We start from the raw sequence: 15,195 nt of genomic DNA on the forward strand, positions 1-15,195 counted from the left end.
TCGATGGCGGCCGACAGCCAGAGGCCACAAGCGCAATCGGATCTGTTCCGGACCGTTGTAGTCGACGGTCCGCTCGCCCTGCGTATGGCTCGATTGAAAGCGGCGCGCGAGGGGGCGGTTGGGCATCAGATCGTGAGTCTTCCCCAGCTGGCCGCCCGCTTGGCGGGAGGGTTCGTGCGCCCCGCGCAACGAGAGGAGCTGGAGCCTGCGCTCGCCGAAGCACTCGCCGAAGGCGGATTCGCGGAACTGACGCCGTTGCAGAGTCTTCCCGGGACGGTGCGCGCCTTGGTGCGGACCTTCGAGCGGCTGTGGTCAGCAGGGTTCGATCTGTCCTCGGTGGCGCCTACACCGCGGCTCTCGGACTTGGCCCTTATCGAGAGCCGTGTCAAGGCGCGCCTCGGACCCGGCGTCCTGACGCCGCCTGACTTGGCGGTGGCCGCCATCGCGCGGATCCGCCTTGCCCCCGATCTGCTCGGACCCGTTGCTCTTCAGCACATCGTCTGGATTCCACCGGTCTGGCGCAGCCTGCTTGCGGCTCTCGGCGAGGTGACGACTGTGACGGGGCTATCTGGTGAAGAGCCAGGCGGCGGGCCGACCACTGTGACCGCGTGGGTATGTGCCGATCCCCACGCTGAAGTCGTCGAGGCCTTGCGATGGGCACGCGAGCTGATCGCGAGTGGGACGGCTAAACCCGAAGAGATCGCGATCGCTACGGCCGCACCCGGGCCTTGGGATGAGTCCATGCAAACTCTCGTGGCGAGCGCCGAGTTGCCTGTCCATTTCTCGCACGGCACGCCGATCCTATCGACGGTCGACGGGCAGGCATGCGCGGCTTTAGCCGAACTCCTGGGGCAAGGGCTATCGCAGGAGAGGGTACGGCGCTGGTTGGCTCATAGCATGCGGCGCTGCACCGCCTTGGAAGCGCTGCCTGACAATCCGTTGGCGGGAGTTCCAGGTCACGTTCATCTCAACGACTTCGTCCATTGGCGACGGGCGCTCGACTTGGCTCAGGCGCAGCGGACCGATGGAGCCCGGCCGTCGCTGTTGCTCCTGCCGGCCCTGGAGATGATATGCCGGGGATGGGCGGCAGCTGAGGAGGCCGGCCGGCGGCTTCTGCCGGCCCCGGCGGCTCGGGTCTGGAGCGCCGCAATGCGGGCTGGGCCGGCGGAGGCGCTGGCTTTCTCGCTAGCGACGTTGCGCACACCCGATGGCGCGGATCCAGGTAACAGCATCGTCTGGTGCCCGGCTGCGCATCTGGCGGGCGCCCCGCGACGGTTCGTGCGGCTGATTGGCCTCACCGCCGGCGGTTGGCCTCGAGGCGTTTCCGCCGATCCGCTCCTGCCTGACCATATCCTCTCCTTGGACGACGATCAGGCGCCGACACGTTCACAGACCGATCGGCGGGCGTTCGCTTCGATCGCGCGCTACGCCGAGAACCTTTCCTTCTCCTACAGTCGGCGCAACGCCCGCGGAGGCCTGCAGACCCATAGCCCGCTTTTGCCTGCGCATCTGACACCGGTTCGGCTGGCCCGTCAGCGTATTCCTGAGCACGCCTTTAGCGCTGCGGACCGGCTGGCCGCTCGAGCCGAGGAGGCGCGGCAGAACCCGCGCATCGCGCGGGCCGTCGGATGCTGGCTGGCCCGCCGATCGGCCGACGTCGGGCCGCATGACGGGATTATCCAAGCCGATCATCCGGTGGTGATCCGCGCGTTGCAGCAGCCGCAATCGGCAACTTCCTTGCGGCGGCTGCTGCGCGACCCGCAGGGATTCGTCTGGCGCTACGCCCTCGGCTGGCGGGAGACCGTCGTTACTGACCCGGCGTTCGATTTGGACCCGCGAGCCTTTGGCGACCTGGTTCACCGGTTGCTGCAGCGGACCGTGAATGTTCTGGAGCAAGGACCCGGCTTCGGCCGGGCATCTGCTGACGAGCTCGAAGCGGCATTAGGTACGGCCAGCGCCGCGGTCCTTGTCGACTGGCCGCTCGAACGGTCGGCGCCGCCGCCGCTGCTGTGGCGCTACACGCTTGACCAAGCCCGGACGGTGGCATTACGCGCCTTGCAGCTCGATCCGAGCTTTGAGGCAGGTACCCGCAGCTGGACCGAAGTGCGGTTCGGGGACCCCGACGGAATCGAGGCTGACCCAAACGCTCCATGGGATCCGCGCGAGATCGTTCCGGTGCCCGGCGTGCAGCTCGCGATCCGCGGCGCCATCGATCGACTCGAGCTCGACACCGGCGATCGGCGAGCTCGCGTCACCGACTACAAGACAGGAGCGGTTCCTAAGGCGCCGAACGACCTGCGGCTGGGAGGCGGCACCGAACTGCAACGCGTGTTATACGCAGTGGCCGTCGCCCACCATCGGCCGGAGACTCGAATACAGACCCGGCTGGTGTTTCTGGCGGAGGAGAACCCGCAGCCTTATCCGCTTCGAGGTGAAGATCTGGATCAGGCGCTTGCTGACGCCGCTCAGCACCTCAAGGCCGGTGTGACTCTCATACGGGCTGGGACCAGTTTGCCGGGTCCGCACGATCCCTGGGAGGATTGGAACGACCTGCGTATCGCGCTGCCGGCTATCGGGGAGCCTTTCACCAGGATCAAGGACGCGGCGTTTCGTCGGGCATTCGGCGATTTCGCTGCAGTGTGGCGGGCGCGATGACCGAGCCTCGGGATATTGCGGCCCGGGTGCGGGCTCTGTCTGACTTCGGTTCGACGCTATTGGTGGAGGCGGCCGCCGGCACGGGCAAGACATCGCTGCTGGCCGGACGGATTGCACTGCTGTTGGCGAGCGGCGTGCCGCCCGCGTCGATTGCCGCCATCACCTTTACGCGGCTTGCGGCGGACGAGCTCGCCGGCCGGGTACGCGAGACCATCGAGGACCTCTTGGCGAAGAGGGTCCCGCGCCCGTTGCAGGCGGTTCTTCCTGTGGGGCTCGACGACAACCAGCACCGCGCCCTGGAGGCGGCGGCAGCAGGATTTGACGCCCTGACGACCGCGACCATCCACGGTTTCTGCCAAGAGATCCTGTGCCGCTATGCCGTCGAGGCCGATGTCGACCCCGGCGCGGTGGTCTTGGACAAGGACGGGGCAGAACTGGCTTTCGGACAGGTGTTCGAGGCCTGGCTCGGCCGGCGGCTTGGCGAAGGCGGGCGGCCGGACGATCCGATCGCGATCCTGGCGCAGCGCGATCCGCGCAAGTCGACGAAAACCTTGCGCGAGATGGCTGATTTCCGTCGCAAACATCGCAACGCGACGGCGCCAGTGGTGGACCTGACCAGCCGGCCGGACCTTGCGTTCAGTGACGCGGTGGATACGTTCAGACGGGCCGCGGCCGCTGCACCGGCCGACAATCGCACCACTATCGTCCTACAGAATCTGGAGGCGCTGGACCATCACTTTCGAGACGGCTTCGCTGTCGTCACTGACTTCTCCCGCCTGTGGCGATTGGCCCATCCGCCTCGGCTGAACTGCATGGCGAAGGATTCTTTCGACCTCCAGCGCCCTCGGCATCTCGGAACGTCGGCGCCAACGGCTGCAGCTGTCCACCTTGAGCTGGTGGCGGCCTACGAGTTCAGCGACGCAGCCTATCGGCGTTTAATGGGCATTATCAGCAGCGGCGTTTTCGCCACTCTGTTCCCGGAGCTGGACGAGGTGCTCGCCGACTATGACGCCTACAAGCGCCGGGCGGCGCTCCTCGATTTCGATGATCTTCTGATCCGCACCCGGCGGCTGTTGCACGGCCATGAGTCGGTCCGCCTGGCTCTCGCGGCGCGCTATCGCCACCTTCTCGTAGATGAGTTCCAGGACACCGATCCCAGCCAGTGCGACATCATCTTCCGGATCACGGCGGCCGAGCCGGCCGAGCAATGGACGGAGCTCGCGCCCCGTGCCGGCGCTCTCTTCCTGGTTGGCGATCCTAAGCAGGCGATCTTCCAGTTCCGCGGCGCTCACATCTCCAACTACGAGGTCGCCAAAGCAGTGATCGTGCGGGCTTGGCCCGACAATGTTCTCCAGATAAGCGCCAATTTCCGCTCGCGCGAGGGAGTGCTGACCTATGTCAATGGCGCTTTCCGGGCTGCTCTGAACGCGGTGTCGCAGCCAGGTTATGTCGAACTGGAAGCCACGCGAAGAGACGATCCGGCGCGCCCGAGCGCTACCCGGCTGTCCATCGCGGCGCCTCCGGGCTCCAACCGCGAGGCCCTGCAGATCGAGGAAGCCGACGCTGTCGCAGCAGTCTGCGCAAAGCTGGTGGGTGCACGGCTCCTGCGAGAAGCTGATGGCCGCATCCGGCCGGTGCTTGCGCGCGATATCGCTTTGCTTGTGCCGACCAGCAACAGCCTCTGGCTGTTCGAGCGAGCGTTGCGCAGGGTCGGACTTCCCATCGCTTCCCAGGCGGGGAAGGGACTCTATCGCCGCCAGGAGACGCTGGATGTCATTGCCCTGGTGCGGGTGTTGGCAGACGCCAAGGACACTGCCGCCTTCGGCGCTTTAATGAGGGGCCCATTGGTCGGCTTCACCGATCAGGCCCTGCTCGACATCGCCGCGGCGCTGCCTGAGCGGGACGGGCGGCCAGGTGTCTTTACGGCGGCCACCCCGCTCGACGATATCGCCGATCTGGAAGCGCGTGCGGTGATGTCCGATCTGGTGGCGCTGCGCCGTCGCGCGCGGTTCACCAGCCCGGCACAGCTGCTCGGCGAGGCGATCGAGCGGCTCAGCGTACGCGTCGCAATCTCGCTGCGCGATGATCCGCGTCACGCGGCAGCGGCCACGGCCAATATCGACGTCATCCTGGAGCGCGCGGCTCGTTACGGGGTCCGTGGACTTCGCCGGCTTGCTGCGGATCTCCACGCGGACTGGCGTGATAACCGCGAGGCGTCCGAGGGTTGGGGCGAGGTCGATGGCGACGCTGTCTCTATCGTCACCATGCACAGCGCCAAGGGGCTCGAATGGCCCATTGTGATCCCCATCAACGGCGTAGTGCGACCGCGCTCGCCTGACCGATTTGTCCGCCATCCTGATCGCGGCACGCTCCATTGGCTGGTCGGTGACATCGCTGCGCCAGAGCTTGCAGAAACGGTCCGCCAGGATGCAGAGAGTCAGCAACGTGAAAGGGTGCGGCTTTGGTATGTGGCGTGCACGCGCGCCCGGGACTTCTTGATCTTACCCCATCATCCGGATGCAAATGCACGCTCCTGGGGGCGCGTGCTTGACCTTGGCGCTGCCGGCCTGCCGGAGATCAATCTGGACGCTTTTGAGGGGGGCCCGACAGCCGCGGGCGATCCGCCTGCCAATGGCCAGGACGCTGCGACCTTCGCAGAGGAGGCGAACCGCATCGCTGCGGCGAGTCCGCCCATTACCTGGTTGCGGCCCAGCGACCACGATGCCGACCGAGCCCAGAGGGTAGAAGTCGTTTCGGACTCCATCGACGAGGAGGAGACATGGATCGCCACTGGCGGGCGCTTGCGGGGCTTGGTGCTGCACAAGCTGATGGAGGAAATCCTGGAGGAGGATTTGGTTGAAGAGGCTGGCGCGCTCGCCGGGCGGGCGCGCGAGCTGGCCGCCCAGCTCCTCGCTCCGGGCGAGACTGATGAGAGCCTCGCGGATGTTGCGGAACTTGCCCAGACTGTGCTTCGCACGCTCGCCTTACCCGATGTTGCCGGTTTGCGGCCGCGGCTGCGTGCGGAGTTGCCGATCTATGCCGTGATCGGGCCAGCGAGCGAAGCCCAGCCGATGGCGGGCCGGGTGGACGCTGCGGTTCGCGCAGAGGATGGCGCGTTCGAGGTGGTCGTGGACTGGAAGAGCGACATAGCGCCGGGCACGCAGCAACTGGCCGACCATGTAGACCAGCTTCGGCTTTATCTGGAGGCAACCGGCGCGCCGCGCGGCGCCCTGGTCTATATGAGCCTCGGACGGGTTCGGTGGGTCGAACCCGCAAACTGAGGGCGACCTGGACTAGAGGGTTACGCCGCCGCCGAGCTTGCGAAGCTCATGCAGGGGGAAAGGACGCGCGGTGTCGGTGTCATATTGGGCATGCGCACCACGCAGTCGGTGGACCAGGGTCGCAAGGGTCAGGGGATCGTCTCCATCCTGGCGAAAGGCGACGCAGATCTCGTCCATCTGTGAGCTGACCCGGCCCAGGCTCTCCTTTGGCCGGCGTACGCCTTCTTCAATTTCGGCGTGTCGCGAGATGCGGGCAGCGTAATGCTGGGCATTGGAGACCGTAACCGGCTTCTGTTTCAAGCCGTAGAAGGTGCGTGTCGCCGCGCCCCAGACGAAGAGGCCGCTCGGCCAACTGGTTTCCGTGTCGTGGTGATAATAGGGTTGCCGCTTGGGATCGGGGCTGGTGCGAACGATCCGCAGATTGGGCAGGTCATTGGGCGTCAGCGTTCTGTTGGCAATCGTCAGGTGATCGAAGACCAACCTTCCATTCGCCAATGCCGACAGCCTGTGGGTAAGGGTTTCCCCCTCGCAAATCACCAACGCCGGGCCGACCCGGTTGATATCCTCCATCGCCATGGTGAAGAAGGTCTCGAACTTGGCGAGGTTCTCCTCCTGGCGGCCTCGACCGAATTTGCCGTAATCGCCCTTCAGGATCCGCAGGTAAGTGACTGCATAGGGCGCCCATTGCGGCGTTCCGGTCTCGTCCGGAAGCGCGCACTCCAGTCGCCCTTCTTTGGTACGGGCGGCAAGCGGAAAGGCGTGGCCTTTGCGCTGCTGGCCCGCCACGAGGTCGGCGTTCCTCTGGATGATTGTGAGTGCGGCCGGCTGGAGGTCCTGCGGCAGGTCTTCCACCGGCAGGACACCGAGCATACGGAGGCAGTCGCTGAAAGCCGATCCATATTTGGCCTTCATCACGCTCTCAGACAGCGCCTCGACTGAAGTAAGCACGACTTGGGGAAGAAGATAGGCCTGCGCAAGCGCTCGTCGCGCAAGCTGGAACGGATCGCCCGTGCGTCCTTGCAACGCCTCAGGCATTTCCAGGATCGCCCAGCCGATGCCGATGGTTTGGGCGCGGACCCCGGCCACGTAGGCGACCATGGCTTTTTGTGCGTCGTCGAAAGCCTGTGAGCGGTTCATCTCGCGGATGCTGCGCAGCTGGGCAGGGTTGAGGGTTTTTGCTTCCTCCGTCGTCGCCTCGGCCCACGAAATCTCCTCGGCCAACACACCGGCGTTGACGGGATGCAACCGGATGGTGAGGCCACAGCACCACGATAACACCCCGTCCTCCTGGGCCTGCGGCGGGCCGAGTTCGTCAAGGAGCGCGCGGGTGATCCGCTCGGGCGCGTCGTCGCGACGCTGGAAGATGAACAGGTCGATCTCGGGGCTCGGTGCGCCCACCGCTGTCAAGGCCATGCGGACGGCACGCCGGCGAGCGGCGAAGGTCTCGTCGTCCGCCTTGCTGTTGAACGGCTTGTCCAACGGCATGACCTGGCGGGCGCGGGTCATCGGCTCGACTGCTTTGAAGCCGGCTTTGGCGAGGGCCTGATTCAGAGAGACACCAATGTCATGGCGGTCGGGCCAGGAAATGCCGGTGCCGCCGGGCAGCCAGTCATCGCCATGCACGGTTCCGAGGCGCGGCAGCACCCAGAGCCCGTCCTCATCGACCACCGGCTGGGCCAGCTCGGCCGGAGCGAGGGCGGCACGGCCGGTCAGGCGACGAACGAGGTCGAAGACCTTCTGATCGTCCTTGTGCGGCCAATAGCCGATCGTGGGTCCATGTTCGCCCTTGGACGGTGCCGGGCCGCTTCTGGCGCGGAAGTCGAACGAAGTGTGGCGATAGACGTCGGCAGAGGCGGACTCCATCGCCGGCATGAAGACGTCAAGCGCGCGATTGGGGTCATTGCGGCCCGTCCATCCGTCAACGGCCCCCCAATTGCGGATGGAAGGCCGGGCGAGGAGGTGCAGCTGCGGACGCTCGGGATAAGTCGGTGTGTAGAGAGTGATGACCTCGCTCCAAAGGCCCCGCTTTGTCTGACGCGGCGGGAAGGCGACCAGCTCTACTCCCGTGAAGGCATCGCTTTGTGCGGCCTTGGCCACGAGCACGCGTTGCGCACCGCTCCGGAAGCGCAGGTCTTGACCTGCCAACGCGCCCAGCGCGTGGGCGGCGATCGCATCGAACAGAAGATTGTCCGCCGGACTCGGGCAGGCGCCCTTCTGAGCCTGCAGCGCGCCATTCACTTGCAGTTTGGTCCAACTGGCCGTGTCCATCGCGGTCCCGGCAATCGCCGCGCGCGTCGGCGCCGGCTTATCGGGGTAGATCAGGGTCAGCCATAGGCCGATCGCCGCCTGGACGCGCCGACGCAGGTCTTCGTCGGTGGCGACATCGCCTGTGATGAAGAAGGAAAGAGGCCGACTCTGGGTTTCGGCGTCGAACTGGTGGCGCCGCATGAAGGCGATCTCGGGAACAAACCAGGCCAGGATCTCGGAGAGCCCATCGAGGCGCAGGGTCGACGGAGCGTCATTCGGGCGCTTGGATTTCTCGCGCGACCATGCCTGCAAGGTTTCTTGCGCGTCTGGGGACAAACGGTAGCGCGTCAGCACCAGATTATCCTGGGCGGTGAAGCCGGCTTCCCAGACATTCAGGTCGAGCGAATTGACGTTAGCCATAGGCGAGGCCCTTGGTCTTGGAGAGCGCATCGCGGAATGGCTGGTAGAGCAATTTCGCGAGTGTTCTGGCGGTGGGATCGGACGACGCCATGGCGATGTCGAGCTGGCGCAATGCCTGGACGAGGGCGCTGCTGTCTGGCGTGTCAGTTGCGCCGTCGAAGGAGAGAGGCGCGAACTGCCGGTCGACAAAGCCGATGTGCACGGGGCAGCCGTTGCGAATGCCACGGCCGATGGTCTGCCAAAGCGGGGTCAGCATGTCCCACGCGAACTGGGCCTTGTAGTCGGTCGAGAGGCCGCTGTAGCCGCCGCGAGCATAGAGGCTGTAGCGCACGATGTTGGTGGCCGCGTAACGCATGCGGCGGGCGCGCTGGGACAGGCGCTCGTCAGGCTGGCCGGGATCTGTGCCCATTCCGCGGTCGAAGCGCTCGACGCCGAAGCGGTTCAGCCGGCCGATCACCGCGGCCAGGTCGTCCGGCCGTGGGTGGGGTCGGTGCAGGAAATAGATCGAGGCGATCGCTGCGCGACTTTCGCGATTGAGGATATTGTGGCCGCGGGCGACCACTTGCATCGGCGCCACTAGGATCGATTTTTCCGGTTCCTCGCCGAAGCGTTCGATGAGGGAGCGGGGAAGCGGCCTGGCGCGTCGCAGGCGATGATCGTCCGGCGCGCCGGCGTCATCGGCTTGGTCCCGTGTCAGGCAGAACACCCGCCAGTCGGCCAAGCCGTGGGTCTCGAGGCTCTCAAGCAGCATGTCGGCGACGATTGCCGCATCCGTGTAGGAGTTGGTGACGAGAAGGGCGCGGCGTCGCCCGCGCAGATGCTCGTCGCCCCATTCACGGGCCATGCGCAGCCAGTTCTCCTCGATCAGGTTGAGGTTATCGCGACGGGCGGACAGGCGCGCGGCGACGCCACTCAAGGCCCTGCGGCGGTCTGCTTCCCGCAGGCCTGAAATCCGAACCTGCTTTCCCTCCTCGTTGCGCAAGGGCACCAGCTCGAACACGGAGCGTCCAATTGCATCGAGCTCGGCCTGGGGCTGCAATAGCACGCCTTGGGCCGGGACTTGCACGTCGAAGCTCGGCGACGCGCAGTCCATGGGCTTCCCTGTTTTGGGATTGAACTGACGTTGGGCACCGCCGGCCCAGCTCGTGCCACTGAGCATCAGCACGTGGGGACCGGCCTGACCTTCGCTGGCGAGCAGGTCGTGCAGGTGGGTGAGCAGGTGGCGGCCGACCCCGAGGTGGTTGATGAGGGTCAATTTGCCGCCCATCGTGTCGCGCCGATCCTCGCTTGGCTCGTCATACAGTAACCCGAACACCGCTCCGGCCGGGTTCGACGGGAGCAGCGTGCGGTAGTGGCGGATTAGATTGCCGGCCTGGCTCAGCAACTGGGCGTCGTCGATCCCGAGGTCGGTGGCCACGGCCGGTTGGGTCTTCACCAGCCAGTAATAATGGGACAGGACGAGGTCGGTGACGATCGCAAGCAACAGCGCAAGCGCATTGCCGTGGGGGCTCATCGCCGCCTTGCTTGCCGTGGCGCTGGTGGCGTTGAACGCCGATAGTGGACCGTCCAGGAGATCGCGGACCCGTTCGGTCAGATTTTCATAATAGTCGCTGACCACCATATCGCGGGCGATGGCCTGAAGGGCATCGCTTGCGGACTGGAAGGCGGGATTGCGGAAGGGTTGTCGCGCCTCGTCGGCTTGTTCCTCGGCCTCGTCACGGCTGACGGCCGACCCTTGCGAAAAGCGCGAGATGCTTCCGGCGACCTTGATGACCTCGAGGAAGTCTTCCTCGAAATCCGGATCGTCGAAGCTGCGACCGGGGCGGGTGAGGCCCTGCACATCCTGCCGCCGTCGCCAAATTTCATAGAGGATGCCGCCGGCGGTGAAGGGCGTGTTGCGGTAGAAGTCAGCGAGATAGGCCTGCTCGTTCTGGAGAAGAGCGTAGAGCGTTCCGATCAGGCGGTAGAATGTGTGGAAGTTGGCCTGCCAGCGAGCGTTCACCTGACGGCGAAACTGGACTCCGCTGCGCTCGCGCAACGCCTCGGACGACTTGGTGCCGATTGCCGGTGCATAGACGTCGCGCTCGTCACCCATGATCGGTGAGCGTGGCGCGAAGATATCGTCGAGGGTTTTTTGGACGGAGTCGACCTCATCGACGATCATCAAGTCCAGGGTGTGCTGAAACAGTTCCGGCAAGGTCAGATGCTGCGCCGATGTCCATTTGTCCGGCGTCATGTGGACGAAGGCCTGGGGCGTAAGGGCGATAACCTGGGCGGTGACGGCGCTACGCTGCTGCTCCTGAGCCGGGCACCGCGTCCATAACGGACATGACCTCTGGGCGCCGACGCCATCGTCGTCGTCAACCGCGTCTTCCTCGGCGAGCTCCGCGTCGCGGCGACGCTGATAGATCCTGTGGCAGGGCTTCTCCTTGAAGGTGGGGAAAGCGGGCCGCTGGCCCGCTCCGCGGACGACGGTCGGATCGCGCTGGAAGCCGTCGAGCGGACAGGCGACGCTGAAGTTTTCGGCGACGTCTCCGACAGCCGACACCGACCAACCCGAGGACGACAGGCCCTGCTGCCAGTGGATGGAGTTCAGGTGGCGGTCGCGATTGTAGAAGCTTGAGAGCACCGTGGCGCTGACGCCGTGCATCCGCAGGCGGGCGATCAGGGTCGCTCCCTGGATAGTGTCGGTGACGAGGATGCCAATGCGCTTGCCCTGACCGCCGAGAGTCAGGGCCAGCACGACAAGCCACACCAGGGTAGATTTGCCGGAGGACAGCATGCCGAGGACATGGACGGCGCCGTCCAAGGTCAGGGTTTCGCCGTCGAAGAAGCCTTCCTTAAGGCCTTCGAGCTGGAGTTTATTGAGACGCTCGCGCAGCCGAAGCGGCGGGAGGGTCGAGGGCCAGTCCGATTGAGCTTCCCGCGCGTCGACCGTTTCGGCGGCGGCCCGCAGCTGCGCCAGGGTCAATGTGATTGGCGCATGGCGGTGCCGCCGCGGGATGGCATGCTTGGCCGCGGCCGCCGCATCCGGATCGGCTACGGGGATTTGGTAGGCGAGCAGCGTCTCACCGCGGTTGGTGCGGACCAGCGCGTCGCCTGCGCTGGCCAACTGCAGGACACGGGCGATCCAGGGCGCGGGCGTTTGCAGGTGATCGGTCAGGACGGCGAGCACGCCTTCAGGCGCGCTGCGCCGCAGGGTGGGGATGCGGCCGTTGATGGCGTAGCAGCGCATCGTTTCCGGCGTGAGGCCGTGTCGACGGCAGGCGTCGAGCCAGGCCGAGGCCGACATGTAGCGGCCGGCCAGGTGTCGCAGGCTCGTCAGATCGCGCAGGAAGGCCGGATCGGCGCCGGCTGCCATGACTTTCGCATAACCAAGCAACAGATAGGGAAGGGCCGATACGTCCTCGTCGGGACAGTGGCGCGCCAGGAAATGAAGACATAGCTCGGTGAGCGCGAGTATGCGGTCCTCCGCCGCGGGGAGATCGCGCGCCGCGGGATCGGCGCTGCGCAATGCCTTGCGGTAGACCTCCAAGAAGGCGCGATCCGTCCTCATGGCGTCAGCTCTTCGAGGAGATCGGACACGGTGGCGATCGCGACGGCCGGACGGCCGTTGGCCGCGCGCAGAGCTTCAAATCGCGCCTCAAAGCGAGGATCCGTCTCGATGATGTAGTCGGGGATGACCAGATAGCAGTGGTGGTCGGCCTCGAAGGTCTTGAAGCCGTTGAAGCGGCTGGCGAGGCGAGCCGGCGAGATATAGTCCTTAACATCGATGGCCAGCCGTCGGCTACTGTCCGGGGCTATTGCCACAAGGTCCACCCGATCCAGGCTCGGCCACAGTTTCGTTGTCCACCCCAGGGAGTCGAGCCCGCGTTTGAGTTCGAGCTCCGCCAGTCCCGGAAGCGCCCAAAAGGTCCGGAAGGCGCGCTTTAAATAAAGCATTCCAGGGCGGTACTTGAGCGTTGCGTGCACGCCTTCGCGGGCTTTGCGGATGGCTTCAGGCTGGCGACATTCGGTGTGGAAGGCGCGACCGTCGCGGCGCAGGATCGTCTTGCTGACCGTGCAGATTGGCAGTTCTCCGTTGATCGCGAAGCTTTCGGGAATCCGGTCGTAGAAGGCCTCGACGATTTCGTCCGATCGTTCGAGGGTGGCGAGCAGCGGGTCCATGAGGATGGCTGTGGACCAACTCGTCATGACCACGTTTTCGATGATCGTTTTCCGCCAGGTCCGGTAGAGCGCTTCGCCATCGACACGATCGCGGCAGAGGCCCACCAGCATCTCGTAGCCGAGGTTCTCTTCGATCTCGGATTCGGGATCCCCTCCAGGCAGCGCCAAGGCACGGCACGCAGTGCTGGCCTCGCCGGACTCGACGAGCCGCACGGCGAGATAGTCGCCGCCCGCATCCCAGCTGACGTCCGGAAGCCACCGGAAAAGAGGCTCCTTGGCACGACGCATGAGCCCGTGAAGATCCGTAGGCCAGACGTTATCGCCATCGGCGAGGTTGCGCGCAGCGCCCAAGTCGAACACGCGCCGGACAGATGGTGGATAGGGCGCCCTCAGCCACCCTTCGGCGTCGAGACTGGCCTGGATTTGGACGATGGCGCTGGCGATCAGAGTGACCATCTCGCGAACGCCGTGGACGGGCGCTTGGGGGCCTTCGAGCTGCGCGAGCTTGGCAAGGACATCCGGCGCTACGCCTGCCGGGTCCTCAAGATAGCGGTAAAGAGTGGCGCGGCCGATGCCGAGTTGCTCGGCGGCGGCCGTCTTCCAGCGGCGGCCATAGCCAAGTTTCTCCGAAAAGAGCGCTTGGGCACGCTGAGGGAATGAGGCCGCATCGACCACGAATCAGTCTCCTTGAAACAAAAGAGACCATAGTGTATCAAGTGTATCACGGCAACAAAGCCTTAGTCCACCGCCGGGAATGTCCACAAACCTAACCACATTGAAAACTGTCAGAAAGGAGCATATATTTCTGACAGGAGCATGATCATGCAGCGGTTAACCGAACAGATTCTCGCGCATGCGGAGGGGTTGTCGGAAGGCACGCCCGTGGCGGCTAAGAGCTTGCTTCATCTCGGTAATCGTGCCGCGGTGGATCAGGCATTGTCGCGTCTGACCGAGCGAGGTCAACTGATCCGCGCCGGTCGCGGCGTTTATCTCCGTCCCATCACGAGCCGGTTCGGCACGAGGGCTCCCTCCGTCCAGCAGGCGGTCGAGGCGCTCGCCAACCAACGCGGCGAGGTCATCGTCCCGAGCGGGGCGGCAGCCGCCAACACCCTCGGCCTCACGACCCAAGTGCCGGTTCGGTCGGTCTATCTGACCTCCGGCCGCAGCCGAACGATGAATCTCGGCAAGCAGATCGTCGAACTTCGTCACGCTCCGCGCTGGCAACTCGCCCTGGCTCATAAGCCGGCTGGCGAGGCGGTGCGTGCGCTGGCCTGGCTTGGGCCGGAGAAGGCGGAAGCCGCACTGAAGATGTTGAAGCGGAAGCTCTCGCCGTCCACTTTCAGCGAACTTGTGGCGGCGGCGCCGCAGCTTCCAACCTGGCTCGCGCGCAGCGTGGGAAAGGCGGCGCATGGCTGACGCCTTTCTCCACCTTCCGGTCGCCGACCGCCGCGAGGCGCTGAGCGTCGCGGCCGATCAGTCGGGACGCCCAGCGCACCTTCTCGAGAAGGATGTGTGGGTGGTATGGGCGCTCGCCACGCTCTATGGATCGGCGCTCGGCGAGCATCTGGTGTTCAAGGGCGGCACGTCACTGTCAAAGGCTTATGGGGTCATCCGGCGGTTTTCCGAGGACGTCGACCTGACCTACGACATCCGGGCGATCGCGCCGGACCTGGTGGGGGCCAACGGCGAGGCGTTGCCGAAAACGCGGAGCGAGGAGAAGCGCTGGTCGAGCGAGGTGCGCAAGCGCTTGCCGCAGTGGGTGGCGGGGAACGCCCAGCCGGTGATCGCGGACGTGCTGGCCGCGGAGGCGTTGGCTGCTGCCATCCGCGTCGAGGACGAGAAGCTGTTCATCGACTATGAACCGATCGCGGCGGGCTCCGGGTACGTGACGCCGAGCGTGATGCTCGAGTTCGGCGCGCGATCGACGGGCGAGCCGGCAAGTCTGCGGGACATCGCCTGCGACGCATCCGGTCTGATCGAAGGCGTGACGTTTCCGACGGCACGACCACGCGTCATGCACGCCGAGCGAACCTTCTGGGAAAAGGCGACGGCGATCCACGTCTTCTGCCTGCAGGAGCGACTCCGCGGCGATCGCTTCGCACGACACTGGCATGATGTCGTGCGGCTGGATGAGGCCGGCCTTGCGGAAGCGGCTTTCGCGGATCGCGACCTGGCGGGCGCAGTCGCGCGCCACAAGGGCATGTTCTTCGCCGAGAAGGCGGCCGATCGCAGTCCGATCGACTACGTGGCCGCCGTGAATGGCGGTTTGCACCTCGTGCCCGGCGGCGATGCCTCCAAGGCGCTGCGAGAAGACTACCGCCGCATGGTCGATGACGGATTGTTCTTGGACGATGCCGAACCCTTCGAGGCGCTGATGGCGCGATGCGCCGACATCGCTGCGCGGGCCAATCGCGCGGCGTAATAG

General features: G+C 65.5%; 7 protein-coding genes. 4 read left to right on the forward strand and 3 right to left on the reverse strand.

Annotated elements, in window-relative coordinates; genetic code table 11:
• The first annotated feature begins 3 nt into the window (after positions 1–3).
• Together IC762_RS04535 and IC762_RS04540 are read left to right on the forward strand one after the other, a co-directional pair.
• On the forward strand, positions 4–2,655 hold the full coding sequence (locus IC762_RS04535; RefSeq protein ID WP_195787449.1) for a PD-(D/E)XK nuclease family protein: 2,652 nt from the start codon (positions 4–6) through the stop codon (positions 2,653–2,655).
• On the forward strand, positions 2,652–5,936 hold the full coding sequence (locus IC762_RS04540) for a UvrD-helicase domain-containing protein (RefSeq protein WP_195787450.1): 3,285 nt from the start codon (positions 2,652–2,654) through the stop codon (positions 5,934–5,936). The genes IC762_RS04535 and IC762_RS04540 overlap by 4 nt, the downstream gene beginning before the upstream one ends.
• Positions 5,937–5,948: 12 nt before the next feature.
• Here IC762_RS04540 and IC762_RS04545 read toward each other — a convergent pair whose 3' ends face one another.
• From IC762_RS04545 to IC762_RS04555, 3 genes are read right to left on the reverse strand one after another with little or no spacing between them, the layout of a single operon-like run.
• On the reverse strand, positions 5,949–8,603 hold the full coding sequence (locus tag IC762_RS04545) for an RNaseH domain-containing protein (protein ID WP_195787451.1): 2,655 nt from the start codon (positions 8,601–8,603) through the stop codon (positions 5,949–5,951).
• Positions 8,596–12,159, reverse strand: a complete 3,564-nt coding sequence (locus IC762_RS04550) for a hypothetical protein (protein WP_195787452.1) — start codon at positions 12,157–12,159, stop codon at positions 8,596–8,598. Before IC762_RS04550 ends, IC762_RS04545 begins: the two co-directional genes overlap by 8 nt.
• A complete protein-coding gene (locus IC762_RS04555; protein ID WP_195787453.1) occupies positions 12,156–13,445 on the reverse strand; it encodes a hypothetical protein in 1,290 nt (429 codons plus the stop codon). The genes IC762_RS04550 and IC762_RS04555 overlap by 4 nt, the downstream gene beginning before the upstream one ends.
• Positions 13,446–13,592: 147 nt before the next feature.
• On the opposite strand from IC762_RS04555, the gene IC762_RS04560 reads away from it, so the two are divergent.
• A complete protein-coding gene (locus IC762_RS04560; RefSeq protein ID WP_195787454.1) occupies positions 13,593–14,186 on the forward strand; it encodes a DUF6088 family protein in 594 nt (197 codons plus the stop codon).
• Complete coding sequence (locus IC762_RS04565) at positions 14,179–15,192, forward strand: nucleotidyl transferase AbiEii/AbiGii toxin family protein (RefSeq protein WP_195787455.1); 1,014 nt, start codon at positions 14,179–14,181, stop codon at positions 15,190–15,192. The genes IC762_RS04560 and IC762_RS04565 overlap by 8 nt, the downstream gene beginning before the upstream one ends.
• The last annotated feature ends 3 nt before the right edge of the window (positions 15,193–15,195 follow it).

Source organism: Bradyrhizobium genosp. L, from assembly GCF_015624485.1.
In the GTDB taxonomy this organism is placed as follows: Bacteria; Pseudomonadota; Alphaproteobacteria; order Rhizobiales; family Xanthobacteraceae; genus Bradyrhizobium.

What these genes read in the sequence shown, in the direction of transcription:
- IC762_RS04535 (WP_195787449.1), top strand. Translation starts at nt 4, where the DNA reads ATGGCGGCCGACAGCCAGAGGCCACAAGCGCAATCGGATCTGTTCCGG.
- IC762_RS04540 (WP_195787450.1), top strand. Translation starts at nt 2,652, where the DNA reads ATGACCGAGCCTCGGGATATTGCGGCCCGGGTGCGGGCTCTGTCTGAC.
- IC762_RS04545 (WP_195787451.1), bottom strand. Translation starts at nt 8,603, where the DNA reads ATGGCTAACGTCAATTCGCTCGACCTGAATGTCTGGGAAGCCGGCTTC.
- IC762_RS04550 (WP_195787452.1), bottom strand. Translation starts at nt 12,159, where the DNA reads ATGAGGACGGATCGCGCCTTCTTGGAGGTCTACCGCAAGGCATTGCGC.
- IC762_RS04560 (WP_195787454.1), top strand. Translation starts at nt 13,593, where the DNA reads ATGCAGCGGTTAACCGAACAGATTCTCGCGCATGCGGAGGGGTTGTCG.
- IC762_RS04565 (WP_195787455.1), top strand. Translation starts at nt 14,179, where the DNA reads ATGGCTGACGCCTTTCTCCACCTTCCGGTCGCCGACCGCCGCGAGGCG.